The 17,890-nt window shown below is 56.4% G+C and carries 16 protein-coding genes; 8 read left to right on the plus strand and 8 right to left on the minus strand.

Going from position 1 to position 17,890, the window contains the following annotated elements:
- Positions 1–12: 12 nt before the first annotated feature.
- The 3 genes from AC6I8K_RS05895 to AC6I8K_RS05905 are packed head-to-tail and all read right to left on the minus strand — an operon-like array spanning position 13 to position 2,989.
- Positions 13–987: a lysylphosphatidylglycerol synthase domain-containing protein gene (locus AC6I8K_RS05895; protein WP_064740631.1), complete on the minus strand. Its 975-nt coding sequence runs from the start codon at positions 985–987 to the stop codon at positions 13–15.
- On the minus strand, positions 984–2,231 hold the full coding sequence (gene clsB / locus AC6I8K_RS05900; RefSeq protein WP_064740632.1) for a cardiolipin synthase ClsB: 1,248 nt from the start codon (positions 2,229–2,231) through the stop codon (positions 984–986). Before clsB ends, AC6I8K_RS05895 begins: the two co-directional genes overlap by 4 nt.
- Positions 2,228–2,989, minus strand: coding sequence for an endonuclease/exonuclease/phosphatase family protein (locus AC6I8K_RS05905; protein ID WP_483817037.1), 762 nt, complete (start codon positions 2,987–2,989; stop codon positions 2,228–2,230). The genes clsB and AC6I8K_RS05905 overlap by 4 nt, the downstream gene beginning before the upstream one ends.
- A 177-nt stretch (positions 2,990–3,166) precedes the next feature.
- Between AC6I8K_RS05905 and AC6I8K_RS05910 the strand changes: the two genes are divergently transcribed.
- The 4 genes from AC6I8K_RS05910 to AC6I8K_RS05925 all read left to right on the plus strand — a co-directional run bounded on the left by AC6I8K_RS05910 (position 3,167) and on the right by AC6I8K_RS05925 (position 7,512).
- A complete protein-coding gene (locus tag AC6I8K_RS05910; protein WP_064740634.1) occupies positions 3,167–3,559 on the plus strand; it encodes a YbhQ family protein in 393 nt (130 codons plus the stop codon).
- 215 nt (positions 3,560–3,774) lie between these two features.
- Positions 3,775–5,166, plus strand: coding sequence for an ATP-dependent RNA helicase RhlE (rhlE, locus tag AC6I8K_RS05915; protein WP_064740635.1), 1,392 nt, complete (start codon positions 3,775–3,777; stop codon positions 5,164–5,166).
- Between the two features lie 4 nt (positions 5,167–5,170).
- Positions 5,171–6,121, plus strand: coding sequence for a tRNA dihydrouridine(16) synthase DusC (gene dusC, locus AC6I8K_RS05920; protein ID WP_483817038.1), 951 nt, complete (start codon positions 5,171–5,173; stop codon positions 6,119–6,121).
- Between the two features lie 182 nt (positions 6,122–6,303).
- Positions 6,304–7,512, plus strand: coding sequence for an MFS transporter (locus AC6I8K_RS05925; protein WP_497826371.1), 1,209 nt, complete (start codon positions 6,304–6,306; stop codon positions 7,510–7,512).
- Here AC6I8K_RS05925 and ppk2 read toward each other — a convergent pair.
- Entirely contained in the window at positions 7,509–8,429 is a 921-nt protein-coding gene (ppk2, locus tag AC6I8K_RS05930) for a polyphosphate kinase 2 (protein WP_497827224.1), read from the minus strand. The genes AC6I8K_RS05925 and ppk2 overlap by 4 nt on opposite strands.
- Before the next feature lie 12 nt (positions 8,430–8,441).
- Complete coding sequence (locus tag AC6I8K_RS05935; protein WP_497826372.1) at positions 8,442–10,052, minus strand: inorganic phosphate transporter; 1,611 nt, start codon at positions 10,050–10,052, stop codon at positions 8,442–8,444.
- Positions 10,053–10,217: 165 nt separating this feature from the next.
- Here AC6I8K_RS05935 and AC6I8K_RS05940 point away from each other — a divergent pair, with 165 nt between their 5' ends.
- Positions 10,218–11,243 (plus strand): transporter, encoded by a 1,026-nt coding sequence (locus tag AC6I8K_RS05940; protein WP_497826373.1) that lies wholly within the window; start codon positions 10,218–10,220, stop codon positions 11,241–11,243.
- A gap of 80 nt (positions 11,244–11,323) precedes the next feature.
- Here AC6I8K_RS05940 and AC6I8K_RS05945 read toward each other — a convergent pair whose 3' ends face one another.
- Positions 11,324–12,376 (minus strand): L,D-transpeptidase family protein, encoded by a 1,053-nt coding sequence (locus AC6I8K_RS05945; RefSeq protein WP_483817042.1) that lies wholly within the window; start codon positions 12,374–12,376, stop codon positions 11,324–11,326.
- A gap of 195 nt (positions 12,377–12,571) precedes the next feature.
- Positions 12,572–14,386, minus strand: coding sequence for a glycoside hydrolase family 15 protein (locus tag AC6I8K_RS05950; protein ID WP_483817043.1), 1,815 nt, complete (start codon positions 14,384–14,386; stop codon positions 12,572–12,574).
- A gap of 117 nt (positions 14,387–14,503) precedes the next feature.
- On the opposite strand from AC6I8K_RS05950, the gene AC6I8K_RS05955 reads away from it, so the two are divergent.
- Complete coding sequence (locus tag AC6I8K_RS05955; RefSeq protein ID WP_483817044.1) at positions 14,504–15,280, plus strand: SDR family oxidoreductase; 777 nt, start codon at positions 14,504–14,506, stop codon at positions 15,278–15,280.
- Here AC6I8K_RS05955 and AC6I8K_RS05960 read toward each other — a convergent pair whose 3' ends face one another.
- Positions 15,281–15,856: a DedA family protein gene (locus AC6I8K_RS05960; protein ID WP_277975792.1), complete on the minus strand. Its 576-nt coding sequence runs from the start codon at positions 15,854–15,856 to the stop codon at positions 15,281–15,283.
- A gap of 165 nt (positions 15,857–16,021) precedes the next feature.
- Between AC6I8K_RS05960 and AC6I8K_RS05965 the strand changes: the two genes are divergently transcribed.
- Entirely contained in the window at positions 16,022–16,609 is a 588-nt protein-coding gene (locus tag AC6I8K_RS05965; RefSeq protein ID WP_064740644.1) for a Yip1 family protein, read from the plus strand.
- 223 nt (positions 16,610–16,832) lie between these two features.
- On the plus strand, positions 16,833–17,771 hold the full coding sequence (pbpG, locus tag AC6I8K_RS05970) for a D-alanyl-D-alanine endopeptidase (RefSeq protein WP_497826374.1): 939 nt from the start codon (positions 16,833–16,835) through the stop codon (positions 17,769–17,771).
- Positions 17,772–17,890 lie beyond the last annotated feature (119 nt).

Below are 17,890 nucleotides of genomic sequence, written 5' to 3' on the forward strand. Positions count from 1 at the left end.
CTACGAAGATCTCTAGCGCGAAACTGATTTCTCCATCTTCTGTTCATTCTTCTGCCGCAAATGTTTTGCGCGACTTTCCAGCCACAAATACAGCACCAGCGCCACCAACAGCGGCAGAATAAAGTAGAGCACACGATAAGCCAGTAGCGCCGCGATGATGGTGCCGTGTGACGCATGCTGCCCGCTTAACAGCGCCAAAAATACCGCTTCAAGAACGCCAATCCCAGCCGGAATATGAATAATCACCCCAGCAATACTGCTGATCAACAGCACGCCCAGCACGATGGGATAATCTACTTGCCGCGCCAATAGCAGCCAGATAATCATCCCCATCACCATCCAGTTGGCGCAGGACACCGCAAACTGGAACAATGCCATGCGCAGCGAAGGCAACTGCAGATGTTGGCCTTTCACCGTCCAGCGACGTTTCTTTGAGAACGCACAGGCCCACAAGTAGATTGCGACGACCACTAATAGCGCGGCACCGATGATGCGCAGCGTGGTTTCACCAATAAACCAACCGGACGGGATCGGCACCATGCCCGCTGCAAACACGACGCCCGCCAGCAAAATATAGCCAAGCCAGTTGGTGGCGATACTCAGTGAGAAAATGCGCGTAATGGTGTTACCCGGCAAACCGAGTCGTGAGTAGAGCCGATAGCGCATCGCCACACCGCCAACCCAGGTACTGAGCGTCAGGTTAAAGGCATAACAGATAAACGACACCAGCATCACCTGACGCTTTGCCAGCTTATGACCGCAGTAAGCGCGCCCGATCAAATCGTACAGGCCATAGGTGAGATAACTCACCACCACCAGGGCGGCGGCGCTCAACACCACATAGCGGTTATAGCCGACGATGACGGTATAGACATCTTCCCAGTTCACCTTGCGCGCATACACCACCAGCAGCACAATCACCGCGATAAAAAACAGCCAGGTAAGGATTTTCTTCGTCAGTTGCCAGCGCGGATTCTTTTTCGTCATGAGGGTTTTGCTCCTGAGTTATCGGCTTCAACCCGATCCTGGGTTTCCATTTCGGGTTGTACCGGTGGAGCGACCTGTGACAAACGCGGCGTATGCGCAGGCAACCAGCCAGCGATGGCCGGGAAATGGCGTAAAAAGTGGAACACAATCACGCCTTTGGTCAGCTGCCACCAGTTGCGCGGCGGCAGTTTGTCATCGTCCACGCGTACGCAGTCCTGCTGAATCAGCAATTCCAGATTGTCACGCAGCGTCTGGTTGAAGGCGCGATCGTGCACCATCAAATTGGCTTCCAGATTGAGCGACAAACTCAGCGGATCGAGGTTACTGGAGCCGACGGTAGACCACTGCTGATCCTGTACCGCAATTTTGCCGTGCAGCGGGCGGCGACAGTATTCATACACTTCTACGCCGCCATCGACCAGATAGTTGTACAACAACTCGGCCCCGACTTTCACAATCGGCATATCGGGTTCGCCTTGCACAATTAGCCTCACACGTACGCCGCGCTGTGCCGCGCTGCGCATCTCACGCAGCAGGCGATAGCCCGGGAAGAAGTAGGCATTCGCGATGATCACGTCCTTCTGTGCCTTGCGCAGCATGGCGAGATAATGCTGCTCAATGTCATCGCGGTGTTCGTCGTTATCGCGATACACAAACAGCACCTGCGCTTCGCCGGGCATCGCATTCACCGCCGGACGATGGGAACGCGCGCCCCACCAGCGCCGGGTGTGCTGTTCGCTGCCCATTTGTTGCTGCACATATTGGGTAATATCCAGCACCACCGGACCTTTCACCTCCACCGCATAATCCTGTTTGGCTTGCGCACCGAAATCGATGTTGTGTTCGGCAGAGAAATTAATGCCGCCGACAAAGGCGATCGCGTCATCGATCACCACAATTTTGCGGTGCAGACGACGAAACACATTGGTACGCATGCCGAGTACCAGCGGACGCGGATCGTAATAGATAAAACGCACGCCGGCGGCCGTCAGGCTATCAACAAACCGATCGGACAGATCTGGCGAGCCGTAGCCATCCACCATCACTTCGACTTTCACGCCACGCTGCGCCGCCTGCAACAGTGCTTCGTGCAGGTCTGTGCCCACTTCATCTTCAAACAGAATGAAGGTTTCCAGCAGCAGCGTGCGCTCGGCGCGTTGGATCGCGCCCAATACGCGCGGGAAAAATTGGTCCCCATTTTCTAATAGACGGAGCTGGTTACCGTCGCGCCAATTGAAACTCATAGGAAAATCTCCACCGCTAACGGCGCATGATCGGACAGGTGGGACCAGGGTTTAACCGGTAACGCCCAGGGTTTACTCACCGTGGCGTTGCGGATGTAGATACGATCGAGCCTCAGCAACGGGAAACGTGCCGGGAAGGTGCGGGCAGGGCGACCGGTTTTGATACTGAATACTTCCTCTAAGCCGACCGCGCGTTTAAGAAAGCGATTGGCGCTAACCTGCCAGTCATTGAAATCACCTGCCACGACCAATGGCGCATCGGGTGGCAGCGTATCAATGAAGTCGCACATCATCTTCATTTGCGCCTGGCGATGCTTCTCCTTCAGGCCGAGATGCACGCAAAACACATGCAGCGGCTCGGCCCGATCCGGCAGGCGGATCTTGCAGTGCAACATGCCGCGCTTTTCACTCCCGGCGACGGAAATATCGCGGTTTTCATATTCAATGATGGGAAATCGTGACAATATCGCGTTCCCGTGATGTCCCTCAGGATAAACGGCGTTGCGGCCGTAGGCGAAATCGTCCCACATGGTATCGGCCAGAAACTCGTAATGCGAGGTTTCCGGCCAGTTATTAACGTTTAGCGAATGGATAGCGTGGGTGCCCATCACCTCTTGCAGGAAGACAATATCCGCTGAGGTTGCACGGACAGCGTCACGCAACTCCGGCAGGATAAAGCGACGATTGAAGCTGGTGAACCCCTTGTGGGTATTGATCGTCAGGACTTTAAATGAAAATCCTTGCTTATTTTGTGGCATACTGCGACGCGCTCCTTTTCATCATCAACAGCACAAAGTGTAGTCTTTGTCACAAATGAGTGGTGTTAAGGGCAGAAAATTAGGGCGTAATCCGAAATTTGCTTTACATTGAGGACGTTCGTCTGGCCTCCAGCCAGATACACTTGGGCGACCTATTGGGTCTGCCAGGAGAAGAGAATGAAATGGTCTAATCGTGTTCAGATTGTTACCGGACAAACCTGTTTGCACATTGCAATGCACCTGCTGGTGGTTGCTGCGCTGGTTTGGGGCTGGAAACATAGGGCGCTGGTTGAAGTGAGCAGTACCCTGGTGGCAGCTTATGCGGTGGTATTTATTACCATGCTGGTCATGCAGCGTAGTGCCCGTTTACGTAGAATGGGTGATTCCCTCGAAGAGGTGACCACCACTTACTACTTTGGTGCAGCAATGTTAACGCTGTTCCTGATCTCCCGCTTTATCCACAATAATTTGCTGATTGGTATGCTCGGCGTGGTGATGTTGGTGGGGCCGGCGCTGGTTTCTCTGCTGGCGAAAGAACCGGTTCGCCGCATCGAGAAGAAGCGCAGTTGATCGATTGAGGACCGCTGCAATGCGGACTCAATAAATAGGAGCCACACGCGGCTCCTTTTTTTATGGATGCTGTAACGGCGGAAAGCTGCTAAACTCGCGCCCTTACGCATGGTAGTTTGTGCCCTTTTCACACGTGAGCCCCGCGCTTGCGTCATATCCCTCCTGAAAACTACACCGCTAACGGCGGTCAGGACGGTTCGGAGTAATACACCTGCATGTCATTTGACTCTCTCGGCTTAAGTGCCGATATTTTGCGTGCGGTAGCAGAACAAGGCTACCAAGAGCCGACGCCAATTCAGCGTCAGGCCATTCCTGTAGTGCTGGCAGGTCGTGACCTGTTGGCGAGCGCCCAAACCGGCACGGGTAAAACCGCCGGCTTTACGCTGCCATTGCTGCAGCGTCTCACGGCAAAACCGTCAGCGGCGCGTGGCCGCCGTCCGGTGCGTGCGTTGATCCTCACCCCGACCCGCGAACTGGCGGCTCAGGTTGGCGAGAACGTGCGTGAGTACAGCCAATATCTCGATATCCGTTCGCTGGTGGTATTCGGCGGCGTCAGCATTAACCCGCAGATGATGAAACTGCGCGGCGGCGTTGACGTGCTGGTGGCCACACCGGGCCGTCTGCTCGATCTGGCGCACCAGAACGCGGTTGATCTGTCACAGGTTGAAATCCTCGTGCTGGATGAAGCAGATCGTATGCTCGATATGGGCTTCATCCACGACATCCGTCGCGTGCTGGCACGTCTGCCCGCTAAGCGTCAAAACCTGCTGTTCTCCGCGACCTTCTCCGACGAGATCAAAACACTGGCGGAAAAACTGCTCACCAACCCAGAACAGGTTGAAGTCGCGCGTCGTAATACCGCGTCTGAGCAAGTTTCACAGCAAGTACATTTCGTTGATAAGAAGCGCAAGCGGGAACTGCTGTCGCTGATGATTGGTCGTGATAACTGGCAGCAAGTGCTGGTGTTCACCCGTACCAAACACGGTGCAAATCACCTGGCTGAACAGCTGAACAAAGACGGCATTACCGCCGCAGCGATTCACGGCAACAAGAGCCAGGGCGCACGTACCCGTGCATTGGCTGACTTCAAATCCGGCGGCATTCGCGTGTTGGTTGCCACCGACATCGCGGCGCGCGGTCTGGATATCGAAGAGCTGCCGCACGTGGTGAACTACGAGCTGCCAAACGTGGCGGAAGATTACGTTCACCGCATCGGTCGTACCGGCCGTGCAGCGGCAACCGGCGTGGCACTGTCGCTAGTGTGCGTCGATGAACACAAACTGCTGCGTGATATCGAGCGTCTGCTGAAGCGTGAAATTCCGCGTATTGAGCTGCCTGGTTTCGAAGTCGATCCAAGCATCAAAGCGGAGCCAATCCAGAACGGTCGTCAGCAGCAGGGCGGTGGTCGCGGTCAGGGCCAGGGGCGTGGTCAAGGTCAGGGTCGCGGTCAGGGCGGCAATGTCTCTCGTCCGCACAGCGGCAATGCACCACGTCCGCAGGGTGAAGCGCGTTCAGCGCGTCGTCCAGCGCAGGGCGCCAGCCAGGCCGCGCCAGCAGCCAACAGCGGTCGTCGTCGTCCGGCACCGAAGAAAACCGGGAACGCCTAACGTCATGAGGGTTTTGCTGGCGCCAATGGAGGGCGTGCTCGATTCGCTGGTGCGTGAGCTGCTCTCCGGGGTAAATGATTATGACTTATGCGTGACTGAGTTTTTACGCGTGGTCGATCAGCTGCTGCCGGTAAAATCCTTCTATCGTTTGTGTCCTGAGCTGCATAACTACAGCCGCACACCGTCAGGCACGCGCGTTCGTATGCAGCTGCTCGGGCAATATCCCGAGTGGCTGGCAGAGAATGCCGCGCGCGCGGTGGAACTCGGTTCCTGGGGCGTTGATCTCAACTGCGGCTGTCCGTCGAAGTTGGTCAACGGCAGCGGCGGCGGTGCTACTTTGTTGAAAGATCCCGAACTGATCTACCGCGGCGCAAAAGCGATGCGTGAGGCGGTGCCGGATCATCTGCCGGTGACGGTAAAAGTGCGCCTTGGCTGGGATTCCGGCGATCGTCGCTTTGAAATCGCCGATGCAGTGCAGCAAGCCGGTGCCAGCGAGTTGGTCGTGCACGGTCGTACCAAAGAAGATGGCTATCGCGCCGAAAGTATTAACTGGCAGGCGATTGGCGAAATCCGCCAGCGTCTGCGTATTCCGGTGATCGCTAACGGTGAAATCTGGAACTGGCAGGACGCGCAGGATTGCATGCGTATTACCGGTTGCGATGCAGTAATGATTGGACGCGGTGCGCTTAACGTGCCAAATCTGGCGCGCGTGGTGAAGTACAATGAAGCGCCGATGGCATGGCCTGACGTGGTCGCTTTGCTGTTGAAATACACCCAGCTGGAGAAGCAGGGCGATACCGGCATGTATCACGTGGCACGCATCAAGCAGTGGCTTGGCTATCTGCGCAAGGCGTATCACGAAGCCGATGGCTTATTCAGTGAAGTCCGCACCCTCAAAGTTTCCGCCGAGATCGCCACAGCGATTGAGCGGCATGCATCGGTGATTGTTGTTTAACTCACATCACGCACATGTCGTAGCGGCGCAATTTATTGCGCGATAAATCGCGCCGCTACGACATGTGCGTTCATTATTTCCTCAAGCTGGTTAAAACTTTATAACTAAAAAATCCGCGATCTATTAGCAGGCTAAGGTTATAGTGACGCCTCAATTCATCACCGTTCCCGACGCCATCTTCCATGTCTGACGCCGCTGTACTGAGTAATGCTCAGTTAAATAAACGTATTCTCTCCGTGATTGTGTTTACCTTCTTTTGCTACCTTTCGGTGGGTTTGCCGCTCGCGGTGCTGCCGGGATTTGTGCATAACCAGCTTGGATTCAGCTCGTTTATCGCCGGATTGATCATCAGCCTGCAATACTTTGCCACGCTGTTAAGCCGCCCGCACTCCGGTCGTCTGGCAGATCGTTTTGGTCCAAAACGCGTGGTGATGATGGGATTGGTGTTCTGTGGCATGAGCGGCGTGTTATCGATAATCGCCGCGCTGTGCAGCGATGTACCGCTGCTGAGCCTGGCGCTGCTGGCGGCGGGGCGCTTGTTCCTCGGCGTGGGTGAAAGCTTTAGCAGCACCGGATCGACCTTGTGGGGCATGAACATTGTCGGTCCGCTACAAACCGCGCGCGTCATTTCGTGGAACGGCGTGGCGACTTACTTCGCTATGGCGATTGGTGCGCCGCTTGGCGTGCTGCTTAATCAGTGGTTTGGCATCAGCGGCTTTGCTGGTTTGGTGGCGATCATGGGCGTTGCCGGATTCTGGATGGCGAGCCGCAAAGCGGGCGTCAGCGTCACTGCGGGCGTGCGTATCCCGTTTCATCGCGTGGTCAGCCGCGTATGGATGTTTGGCCTGGCGCTCGGTTTTGGCACCATCGGCTTTGGCGTGATCTCCACCTTTATTACCCTCTATTTTGCCAGCCGCGACTGGAGCGGTGCGGCGTTCGCACTCACCTTATTTAGCCTCGGTTTCGTGATCGTGCGTCTCGGTTTTGGCCGCTATATCACGCGGTTTGGTGGCTTAAAAGTGGCGCTGATGTCGTTCGTGCTGGAGTGCGCCGGATTACTGCTCATTTGGCAGGCCGATAGCGTGTGGTTGGTAGATTTAGGGGCATTCCTCACCGGCGGCGGCTTCTCGCTGGTGTTCCCGGCGTTGGGCGTGGAAGCGGTGAAACGCGTACAGCAGCAGGATCAGGGCTCGGCGCTGGGCACCTATTCAGCCTTTCTCGATTTAGGGCTGGGATTAACCGGGCCGGTGGCGGGGTTGCTGATTGGGCATTGGGGCATGCAGTCGGTCTATCTGGCGGCGGCGCTGATGGTGCTGGGCGCGTTTGCGATCACGCTGCGTCTGCTCCAGCAGCACGGCCGCCCGTCGGCCGCGCAAGCGGTGAGCGATTAATACTTCTCCGGCACCACCATGTGCTCGGGTACCGGCGCGCGGCGATAGTCTTCAGAACGTTCGCGCGTCGGTAACATAATCGGTTTGGCTTCGCTCTCTTCGTACGGCATCTGCTGCAGCAGATGGCTGATGCAGTTGAGGCGCGCACGTTTCTTATCTACGCCCTGCACCACCCACCACGGCGCTTCCGCAATGTTAGTGCGCTCCAGCATCTCCTCTTTCGCCTCGGTGTAGTCTTCCCAACGACGCCGGCTTTCCAAATCCATCGGGCTCAGCTTCCACTGCTTGAGCGGATCGTGAATGCGGCTGAGAAAACGCAGTTCCTGCTCTTCATCGGTGATCGAGAACCAATATTTGATAATCTGAATGCCGCTGCGCGTCAGCATTTTTTCAAACTCCGGCACGCTGCGGTAAAACTCTTCCACTTCATCTTCGTCGCAGAAACCCATCACGCGTTCGACGCCCGCACGGTTGTACCAGCTACGGTCAAACATCACGATCTCACCGGCGGCTGGAAGATGGGCGATATAGCGCTGAAAATACCATTGGGTTTTCTCGCGATCGTTGGGCGCGGGCAGGGCGGCCACGCGGCAGGTGCGCGGATTGAGGCGCTGGGTGATGCGTTTGATCACGCCGCCTTTACCCGCCGCATCGCGCCCTTCAAACAGAATCACCACGCGATGTCCGGTACGCATCACCCAATCTTGCAGCTTGACCAGCTCGCCTTGCAGATGCAGCAGTTCGCGGAAATAGCGGCGACGAAAGGCTTTATCGTCCTCAGCCTGTGTTTCGCCGCTGTGGTTAAAACGCAGGTCATCCAGTTCCATCTCCAGCTCTTCGTCGTAGCTGTCGTAAAATTCCTGCAGCAGACGCTGGTTAAAGGTCTCGCTATGGAAACTATTGTCGTGTGTCGCCATCATTTTCTCCCGTTACAGGTGGATAAACAGGGCGTACAGCAGCCCCGAAAGTAAAACGGAGACCGGCAGCGTCAGCACCCACGCCATCGCCAGATTGCGAAGGGTGGCGAGTTGCAGACCTGAGCGGTTGGCGGCCATGGAACCGGCGACGCCGGAAGAGAGCACGTGCGTGGTGGAAACCGGCAGGCCGAACACGTCGGCCGCGCCGATGGTCGCCATTGCCACCAATTCGGCGCTGGCCCCTTGCGCGTAAGTGAGATGCGTTTTACCGATACGTTCACCTACGGTGACCACAATGCGGCGCCAGCCGACCATGGTGCCGAGGCCCAGCGCAATCGCTACGACCACTTTCACCCACATCGGGATAAAGCGCGTCGCGGCATCCAGCTCTTTTTTCACCGCCGTCAGGTTGCGTGCGGTCTCTTCCGGCAGCGCTACTTTGGCATTTTGCAGATGCTTAATGGTTTCCGATGCCAGATACATGTCATTACGCGTATTGGTCACCGCCTGCGCCGGAATATTCTCCACCGCGCCGTAGCGGCGAATCTGGTCGCCGATATCACCCAGCATCATGCCGAGCGCGGGCAACACGTGAGGACGATTCTGGTTGGTACGCACGAATTCGGTCAGCACCTCACGCGGGGCGGGCATCGCCGCTGGCGTGGGTTGCAGCGTCAACAATTGCTGTTCGGTGACTTGGGTTAATGCGGCGACGCGCGGGATTTGATCCGGCGGCAGCGAACGGTTTAGGGCGTAGGCAATCGGCATGGTGCCGACCAGAATCAGCATAATTAAGCCCATGCCTTTCTGACCGTCATTCGAGCCGTGTGCGAAGGAAACGCCGGTGCAGGTGAGAATCAGCAAGCCGCGAATCCATATTGGCGGCGGCTGGTTGCCTGTTGGCGCTTCATACAGTTGGCGGTTACGGATAAAGGCTTTCATTGCCAGCAGCAGCAATCCAGCGCAGATAAAACCGACAATCGGCGACAGCAGCAGCGCGTAGCCGACTTTGATCGCCTGATCCCAGTCCACGCCGCTGGTGCCGCTTCGGCCATGTAGCAACGCGTTCGCCACGCCGACGCCGATAATCGAACCGATCAGCGTATGCGAAGAGGAGGCTGGCAAACCAAAATACCAGGTGCCGAGGTTCCAGATAATCGCTGAGAACAGCAGTGCATACACCATGGCAAAGCCGTTGCCGCTGCCCGCCTGCAAAATCAGCTCGACCGGCAGCAGCGAGATAATGCCGAATGCCACCACCCCGCTGGAAAGCAGCACACCGAGGAAGTTACAGAAACCGGACCACATCACCGCCACGCCCGGCGACAGCGAATGGGTGTAGATCACCGTCGCAACCGCGTTGGCGGTATCGTGGAAGCCGTTCACAAATTCAAAACCGAGCGCAATGATCAGCGCGACGCCGAGCAGCACGAACGGCGTGTAACTGGTGACCACCGCGCCAGTCTCTTCAACGTCATTGAACAGGTTAATGCCGGCATACATCAGGCCAGCAATCAGCAACAGCACAAAGATCAGGCGTGAGGCAGGGCCGTTGCCGCGGTTAAGGTTCGGGCGTCCGCTGTGGGACGAGGATGTCGATGCAGGTAAACTGTTTTCAGCCATAAAACACCTCAGTGTTAAATCACGATGCTCGAACGGCACCCTGTGACTTCCAGTGTGATACGGGGTTTGTATGACAGAATGATGATGGCGCACGCCCAATGTCATCTTGCTGCAACATCCCTGTCGCACGCTGTGGATCTGACCGCTACGGAATGATCTGTTGCCATGCTCCAGCCCGTATTACCGCTTACTTCTCTGCCGGACTTTAATAACGAAGTCGCCGGATTAATCCACGGTTATCTGTTTACCCCCGCGTTGCCGCCACAGCGGCTGAATGCCCGTGAAGCGGCCCAACTGGCGCAGCAGCAGCTGCCCGCGTCCTACTTTATCTGGCTGCATATCAACCTTAATCACGCGCGTGCGGAGCGCTGGGTTCAGGACCACTTTGGCGTAGACCACGACTTTTTCGACGAGATACATTCGGCTTCGCCGCGCACCCGTTTAGCTCATCAAAACGATGCGCTGCTGGCGGTGCTCAACGACGTCACCTTCAGTAAAGAGGAACGCAGCACGCAGAACGCCACGCTGTGGATGTGGTGCTGCCCGCGTGTGGTGGTTACTGCGCGTTTTCGCCCGGTGGGCATGATCGAACGTATGCATCAGCAGATGGATCGTCTGACGTTCGCTGAGCCAGATGCGATGCTGCTGTGGCTGCTCGGCGAGCAGGAAGCGCAGCTTGAGCAGGTGGTGCGCCGCTCCAGTCAGGCGGTGGATGCCATAGAAGAGCGCTTGCTGAGTGCGGCGATCAAAACCAATCGCCGTGAGTTGGGGCAACTGCGGCGCATGCTGCTGCGCGTGCAGCGTCTGCTGGCACCGGAACCGGCGGCGCTATTTCGCCTGTTGAATCGTCCGCCTAAATGGCTGAAGCGCGAACCGTTAGGCGAACTGCGGATTTTCACCGAAGAGTTCAGCGTAGCATTGAATGATTTGGCGAGTTTGATGGAGCGGATTCGCTTGCTGCAGGAAGAGATTGCCGCGCGTCTGATGGAGCAAAGCAACCGCACGCTGTTTTTGCTGACGGTGATTACCGTGCTGGCGCTGCCGATCAATATCGTGGCGGGATTTTTTGGCATGAACGTGGGTGGCATTCCGCTGGCGAATAATCCGCACGGTTTTCTGCTGCTGGTATTAGTGGTGCTGGCGTTTACGCTGGTGGCGGGTTGGCTGGCGTTTCGACGCCCGCGGGATTGAGTCATAATGCGCGATGAATCGCGCCGCTACGGTATGTGCACGTATTTGTAGCGGCGCAATTTATTGCGCTTGAATCGCGATTACAGGCTGGTCGCCGGCTGCGCAGCAGGCGCAGCGTCGTTTGCACCTTGCGGGGTCATGGGCTCTTCTTTCGGCAATGCATCAGAAGATTCCTGCACCGGAACCGGTGTTGGCTGTACTTCGCCTGCTGGACCGTTAATTTTGATCGGCATACCGTTACGCGCCTGGATAGCGTTGTTGACGGCATCCTGGTTGGTGCTGGCATCGGCAATCACTTTGGTCACGGCAGACGTCAGGTTGATTGGCACCAGTTCACGCGAGTTGAACTGCTCTTCCGTGGTCGACAGCGGGTTGTGGACTTCCACATAGCGCGAACCGTCTGGCTCAACGGACGCTTTCACCGGCTGATCGATGAACTGAACGCGTGTGCCGACCGGCACGTTATCGAACAGCCATTTGATGTCATCAGAACGCAGACGCACACAGCCGTGGCTCACGCGCAGACCAATACCGAAGTTGGCGTTCGTGCCGTGAATCGCATACAGGCGGCCGATATACAGCGCGTGCAGACCCATCGGGTTATCCGGGCCCGCAGGGAACACCGCTGGGATGCTCTCGCCGCGTGCCGCATATTCCGCATGCATCGCTTTGGTTGGCGTCCAGGTTGGGCCATCTTTCTTACGCTCAACCTTCGTTGTCCAGTTCATTGGCGTGTCTTTACCCAACTCACCGATGCCGATTGGCAGCACAACCACGGTCTTGGTGCCTTTCGGATAGTAATAAAGACGCATTTCAGCACTGTTGATGATGATGCCTTCACGCGGTGCGTCAGGCAGAATCAACTGCTGAGGAATGATCATTTTAGTGCCAGCTTTTGGCAGATAAACGTCAACACCCGGATTGGCTTCCAGCATATTGCTGAGGCCCATCTGATACTGCGCAGCAAAGGCTTCCAGCGGAAGTTTGCTGTCATCAGGGACAGTGATTTCAATATTTTCGCCGATCAGACGGCTATTAGCCGGCGGCAGCGGATAGACTACTGCAAGTGCCGACTGGCTGAACGCCGCCAGTGCGAGGGCGAGTGAAGCGAACGCGCGAATGCTCATTTTCATGTTTTTCAAGTCGTTATGGCCATGTTTCAGGCTTGTCAGTGTGTCGAATCCATCGTGGTCAGTATGACCCGCTGCGCATTATATGTGCATTGGTGCATTGATGGAAATCAGGATTTTTGCTGGCTGCGGATACTTTACTCAAATCCTTGTCTTTACCCGAATATTCTCTTGGATCCGCCGCCCAAAATGTGAATTTCACGGCTGCCACAGCGTCACTTCATTACTCAGTTTACGATTGAGGAAAAAAGCGGCACTGATTAATGCCAGATGCGTTAACGCCTGCGGCATGTTACCCAATGCTTCGCCATGCGACGTAAATTCTTCGGCATACAAACCCAGTGGATTGGCGTAACTCAGCAGCTTTTCAAACTCAAAATGCGCCTCATGCACGCGACCCGCTCGCGCCAGACACTCCACATACCAGAATGAACAGGCAGCAAACGAGCCTTCTCCGCCTTCTAAAGCATCGGCAGGCGTCTCGTGAATGTTATAGCGTCTGACTAAACCATCGCTCACCAGATGGGTTTTAATCGCGTCCAGCGTTGAAATCCAGTCGGGATCGGTCGAACTCACAAAGCGCACCAGCGGCATCAGCAGCATCGACGCATCCAGGAAATTGCCGCCGCGCGTGGCGGTGAAATGGCCCAGTTCCGGGTTCCAGAAGTTCTGCCAGATATCGTCGCGGATTTCGCTGCGCACCTTATCCCAGCGTTCGTAGGGCATTGGCAGCGAGCGTTTCAGGCCGAGACGCAGTGCGCGGTCGAGCGCCACCCAGCACATCAGGCGTGAATGCAGGAAATGCTCTGGCTCACCGCGCATCTCCCAAATCCCGGCATCGGGCTGGTTCCAGTTCACGCAGACGTAATCGATCATATCGGAGACGTACTTCCAGCCGCGATGCGAAATCGCTTCGCCGTATTTATTAGCGAGGTAGATGGCGTCCATCAATTCGCCGTAAATATCGAGCTGGGTTTGCCGCCATGCGTCATTACCGATGCGCACCGGACGCGAATTGGCGTAGCCGGAAAGATTGAGCAACTCGGTTTCGTGTAATTCGGTGCCGCTGTCGAGGCGATACATCACCTGCAGATGCGGCGTGTCGTGGTGGCTGTGCTCGACGCAACGGCCGACCCATTTGGTGAAGTCGCGCGCCTCCTCGGTGTAGCCGAGGCGCATCAGCGCGTACATGCTGAATGAGGCATCGCGGATCCACGAGGCGCGGTAATCCCAGTTACGTTCGCCGCCCAACTCTTCCGGTAAACCAAAAGTGGCGGCAGCGGCGATTGAGCCGTGCTGATGCGACGTCAATAGTTTCAGTGCCAGCGCCGATCTCGTGACCATTTCCTGCCAGCGCCCGCGATATGAACTGTGGCTACTCCAGCGGCGCCAGTACTCCAGCGTGTCGTGGAAACACTGCTCGGTGGCGATCACTGCCACGTGAGGATCGTCATCGTTGCCGAAAACAAATTCGGCGGATTCGCCGGCTTTAAGGGTAAATTCGGCCACCGCGCTGTGATTTTCGCGCGTCATCACCACCGTAGCGCTGAGGCGCAGCGTGGGTTGACCGCTGGCCAGGAAGGCGATGCCGCCGGGGCGCAGTTCGGTGGTGGTTTCCGCACGCGCATAGTCGTGACGCGGCGCGCACAGCAGATGAAATTTCGCCGTGCCGCGCACCATTTTCACACGGCGTACCAGACGCGGCGTTTTGCGGTGCTCATCGCAGATCGGCATGTAATCGGTGATTTCCGCCACGCCCGCATCATCCAGCCAGCGGGTCTGCAAAATATTGGTATCAGGCAAGTAGAGTTGCTGCTGGCGGGCATGTTTCCAGTCGGGTGCGAGGGAAAAAAGGCCGGCTTCATCGCTATCGAGCAGGGCGGCAAATATGGAAGGACTATCGAGTGCTGGCCAGCAGAGGTAATCGATGGTGCCATCGTTGGCAATCAGTGCGCAGGTGCGTAAATCACCAATCACGCCGTGGTCGTCTATTCTGCGTTTAATCTCGCTCATCGTGCCCCCTTCGCCGTATGTAATTGTTAACTATAGACGAAACGGCAGATTCGGCGGCCACGAGGCACAGAAGGATAACTTCTATACTGTTAAGACACCCTCAATCAGGAGAACGTTATGAGCGCAGGAAAACAGAAAGTCGCTGTGGTTACCGGATCCAGTTCTGGCATTGGTCGCAGCTGTGCGGTGATGCTGGCCGAAGCGGGCTATACGCTTGGCATCACCTGGAGTGCGGATGAAGAGGGCGCCCAGGAAACCGCACGGTTGGTGGAGAGCCGCGGACAGATCGCGCAGGTGCGGCAGGTCGACCTCGCCGATCCGCAAGCCGGCGGACAGCAACTGGCGCAGTTGATCAACTCGCTGGGGCGCATTGACGTGCTGGTGAGTAACGCGGGCGTGATGACCAAAGCCGACTTTCTTGATGTCACCTTTGAAGATTGGCGCAAAGTGTTCGATGTGGATGTCGATGGCGCATTTATTTGCGGGCAGATTGCCGCACGCCATATGGTCGATCAGGGCGACGGCGGACGCATTATCAACATTACTTCGGTACATGAACACACGCCATTGCCGGATGCCACCGCCTATACCGCCGCAAAACATGCGCTCGGCGGCCTGACTAAGTCGATGGCGCTGAGTTTGTTGCCGCACCACATTCTGGTCAACGCGGTGGCACCGGGCGCGATTGCCACGGCGATGAACGATATGAAAGATGACCAGCAAGGGCGACGTATGCCGGAAATCCCGATTGGGCGTCCCGGCGATACGCGTGAAGTGGCGAGTTTAGTGGCGTGGCTCTGTTCGGAGTGGGCAACTTATACCACCGGACAATCGTTTATTGTCGACGGTGGTTTTATGCTGGCCAATCCGCAGTTCAAGGGTTACCACCCGTAATCAACCCGCGCGGCGGTGGTTCCAGTGGCGAATAATGTAGCGCAGTACGATGCCGAAAATCACCGCCGCCGCCAACCATAATACCGGCTTGAGATGCTGATCGATCTTATGCAGCCACGGCGCGACAATCTGTCCGGCAAAGTAGCCGAGCGAGACAAAGATTAGCGCCCACAGCGCTGCCCCAATCACGTTCAGAATAAAGAAGCGCAGCGGCTTGAGGCGGCTGGTGCCGATAATAATCGGTCCGACAATGCGGAAGCCATACATAAAGCGCACGCCAATCACGAATAAACTCGGGTGTTTTTGGATCAGGCGCTTGGCCTTGCCGATAGTTTCCTGATGTTTACTAAAACGACGCAAAATACGCGTGCCATAACGCCGTCCCAGCCAGAACAGCAACTGATCGCCAATAATGCCGCCGATCATCGCCGCCAGCACCACGCCGCTAAAGTGCAATAAGCCTTCATGCGCCGCCACACCGCCCAATAGCGTGAACGTTTCCCCTTCAGCGATACAACCAATCAGTAGCGCCAGATAACCGTATTGCGTGATTAATCCATTGATATCAAGATGCAAATTTTTCTCCCTGCAAATAGTGAAAACGCTATTAGTGTATACCAGCGGCTTAATTTGTGTGGCGGCCCGCAAAAACGACGGCGACGATTATACTTGAGGGACGCTGCCTGCGTTGACGAGGTCTTTTGCTTTAGGGGCAGCCCATAGCATGAGAGGAGCAACTGTATGAATCATGTCTGGGGTTTACTGGCGCATCCAGGTCAGGAAATGCGCGATATTAAACAGGAAAATGAGAGCGTTTCGCACCATTACACCCATCATGTTCTGCTAATGGCGGCGATCCCGGTGATCTGCGCTTTTATCGGCACCACGCAACTGGGCTGGAATCTGGGCGAAGGGCAATTCGTACAACTCAATCTACTGACCGGTATCGGTCTGGGCATTCTGTTCTATCTGATTATTCTCGGCGGTGTGGCGGTGATGGGCCGCGTGATCCACTGGATGGCGCGTAATTACCCGCAACGTCCCAGTCTGCAGCGCTGTACGGTGTTTGCCGGCTATGTGGCGACGCCGTTGTTCCTCAGCGGGCTGGTGGCGCTCTATCCGCTGGTGTGGTTGTGCGTACTGGTGGGCGCCATTGCGCTGGTTTACACCGGTTATCTGCTTTACGTCGGCATTCCGGTATTCCTGAGTATCGATCGTGAAGAGAGCCTGCGCTTCTCCGGTTCAACGCTGGCGATTGGTGTGCTGGTGTTTGAGGTGCTGCTGGCGCTGACGGTAATTCTGTGGGGTTATGGGCCACGGTTGTTCTAACGCTCGCCGGGTCGCCATTTATGGCGACCTACACGTAAAATTGCACCCAAACCAAAAGGTCACCATTCATGGCGACCTTTTTAACGCTCAGAAACAATCTCGTTAAGAAATTTCTCAGGTAAGTGCGTATGATACTGCTGCCAGCCCGCATCCAGTCTGGATTGTTGCGGGCGGCCTGTGTCCTAACACAGCGCAAAACTCCTTACCGGACTTTTTTGACACGATGTCTGCAAAAATGCGTATTTCCTTGCTGTCGCTGGCACTGTTTGTCGCCGCGCCAGCCGCTGTGACGCCCGCGCTCGCTGCGCCGGCGGCACTCTCTAACCTCGCGCCGATTGCTCAACCGCAAATCGCCTCGGGGAGTGCCATGATTGTCGATCTGGAAAACAACAAAGTACTGTTTTCCAGCCATCCTAATCGCGTGCGTCCGATTGCTTCATTGACCAAAGTAATGACGGCGATGGTGGTGCTGGATGCCAAATTGCCGATGGATGAGATGCTGTCGGTGGATATCAGCCATACCGCTGAAATGCGCGGCGTGTTTTCCCGCGTCAAATTGAACAGTGAAATCAGTCGCCGCAACATGCTGCTGCTGGCGCTGATGTCCTCGGAAAACCGTGCTGCTGCCAGCCTGGCGCATCACTATCCGGGCGGTTACGATGCCTTTATTCGCGCGATGAACGCCAAAGCACGTGCGCTGGGCATGACGCATACGCGTTATGTCGAGCCGACGGGCCTGTCGACTCAGAACGTTTCCAGCGCGGAAGACCTGGTGAAGCTGGTGAAAGCCACGCGCCAGTATCCGCTGATTGGCGAACTGAGCACCACCAAAGAAGACACCGCCGTCTTCAAGCATCCGAACTATGCGCTGCCGTTCCGTAACACCAATCATCTGGTGTACAAAAACGACTGGCGTATTCAGCTGACCAAAACCGGTTACACCGATGAAGCCGGGCACTGCCTGGTGATGCGCACGGTGATTAATAACCGTCCAGTGGCACTGGTGGTGCTGGATGCCTTTGGTAAATACACCCATTTCGCAGATGCCAATCGCCTGCGCGACTGGCTGGAAACGGGCAAAGCCGCACCGGTTCCGGCCGCTGCGCTGGCGTATAAAAAGCAGAAGTCGGGTCTGACCGCCAGCAATAGCGAGGCGGAATAGCGCGCTTGTTTTGGTCGCCATGAATGGCGACCCTACAGGTCATCGGCGGTATGTCGTAGGGTCGCCATTCATGGCGACTCCATTCAGCTCGGCTCACCTGCAAAAACGCTTATCGTTAG

Source organism: Pantoea sp. X-Soil-ISGK-421 (assembly GCF_059730785.1).

Coding starts and splice junctions, on each gene's coding strand:
- AC6I8K_RS05910 (WP_064740634.1), top strand. CDS start 3,167: ATGAAATGGTCTAATCGTGTTCAGATTGTTACCGGACAAACCTGTTTG.
- clsB (WP_064740632.1), bottom strand. CDS start 2,231: ATGAGTTTCAATTGGCGCGACGGTAACCAGCTCCGTCTATTAGAAAAT.
- dusC (WP_483817038.1), top strand. CDS start 5,171: ATGAGGGTTTTGCTGGCGCCAATGGAGGGCGTGCTCGATTCGCTGGTG.
- ppk2 (WP_497827224.1), bottom strand. CDS start 8,429: ATGGCGACACACGACAATAGTTTCCATAGCGAGACCTTTAACCAGCGT.
- AC6I8K_RS05955 (WP_483817044.1), top strand. CDS start 14,504: ATGAGCGCAGGAAAACAGAAAGTCGCTGTGGTTACCGGATCCAGTTCT.
- pbpG (WP_497826374.1), top strand. CDS start 16,833: ATGTCTGCAAAAATGCGTATTTCCTTGCTGTCGCTGGCACTGTTTGTC.
- AC6I8K_RS05925 (WP_497826371.1), top strand. CDS start 6,304: ATGTCTGACGCCGCTGTACTGAGTAATGCTCAGTTAAATAAACGTATT.
- AC6I8K_RS05965 (WP_064740644.1), top strand. CDS start 16,022: ATGAATCATGTCTGGGGTTTACTGGCGCATCCAGGTCAGGAAATGCGC.
- AC6I8K_RS05895 (WP_064740631.1), bottom strand. CDS start 987: ATGACGAAAAAGAATCCGCGCTGGCAACTGACGAAGAAAATCCTTACC.
- AC6I8K_RS05950 (WP_483817043.1), bottom strand. CDS start 14,386: ATGAGCGAGATTAAACGCAGAATAGACGACCACGGCGTGATTGGTGAT.
- AC6I8K_RS05935 (WP_497826372.1), bottom strand. CDS start 10,052: ATGGCTGAAAACAGTTTACCTGCATCGACATCCTCGTCCCACAGCGGA.
- AC6I8K_RS05945 (WP_483817042.1), bottom strand. CDS start 12,376: ATGAAAATGAGCATTCGCGCGTTCGCTTCACTCGCCCTCGCACTGGCG.
- AC6I8K_RS05940 (WP_497826373.1), top strand. CDS start 10,218: ATGCTCCAGCCCGTATTACCGCTTACTTCTCTGCCGGACTTTAATAAC.
- AC6I8K_RS05905 (WP_483817037.1), bottom strand. CDS start 2,989: ATGCCACAAAATAAGCAAGGATTTTCATTTAAAGTCCTGACGATCAAT.
- rhlE (WP_064740635.1), top strand. CDS start 3,775: ATGTCATTTGACTCTCTCGGCTTAAGTGCCGATATTTTGCGTGCGGTA.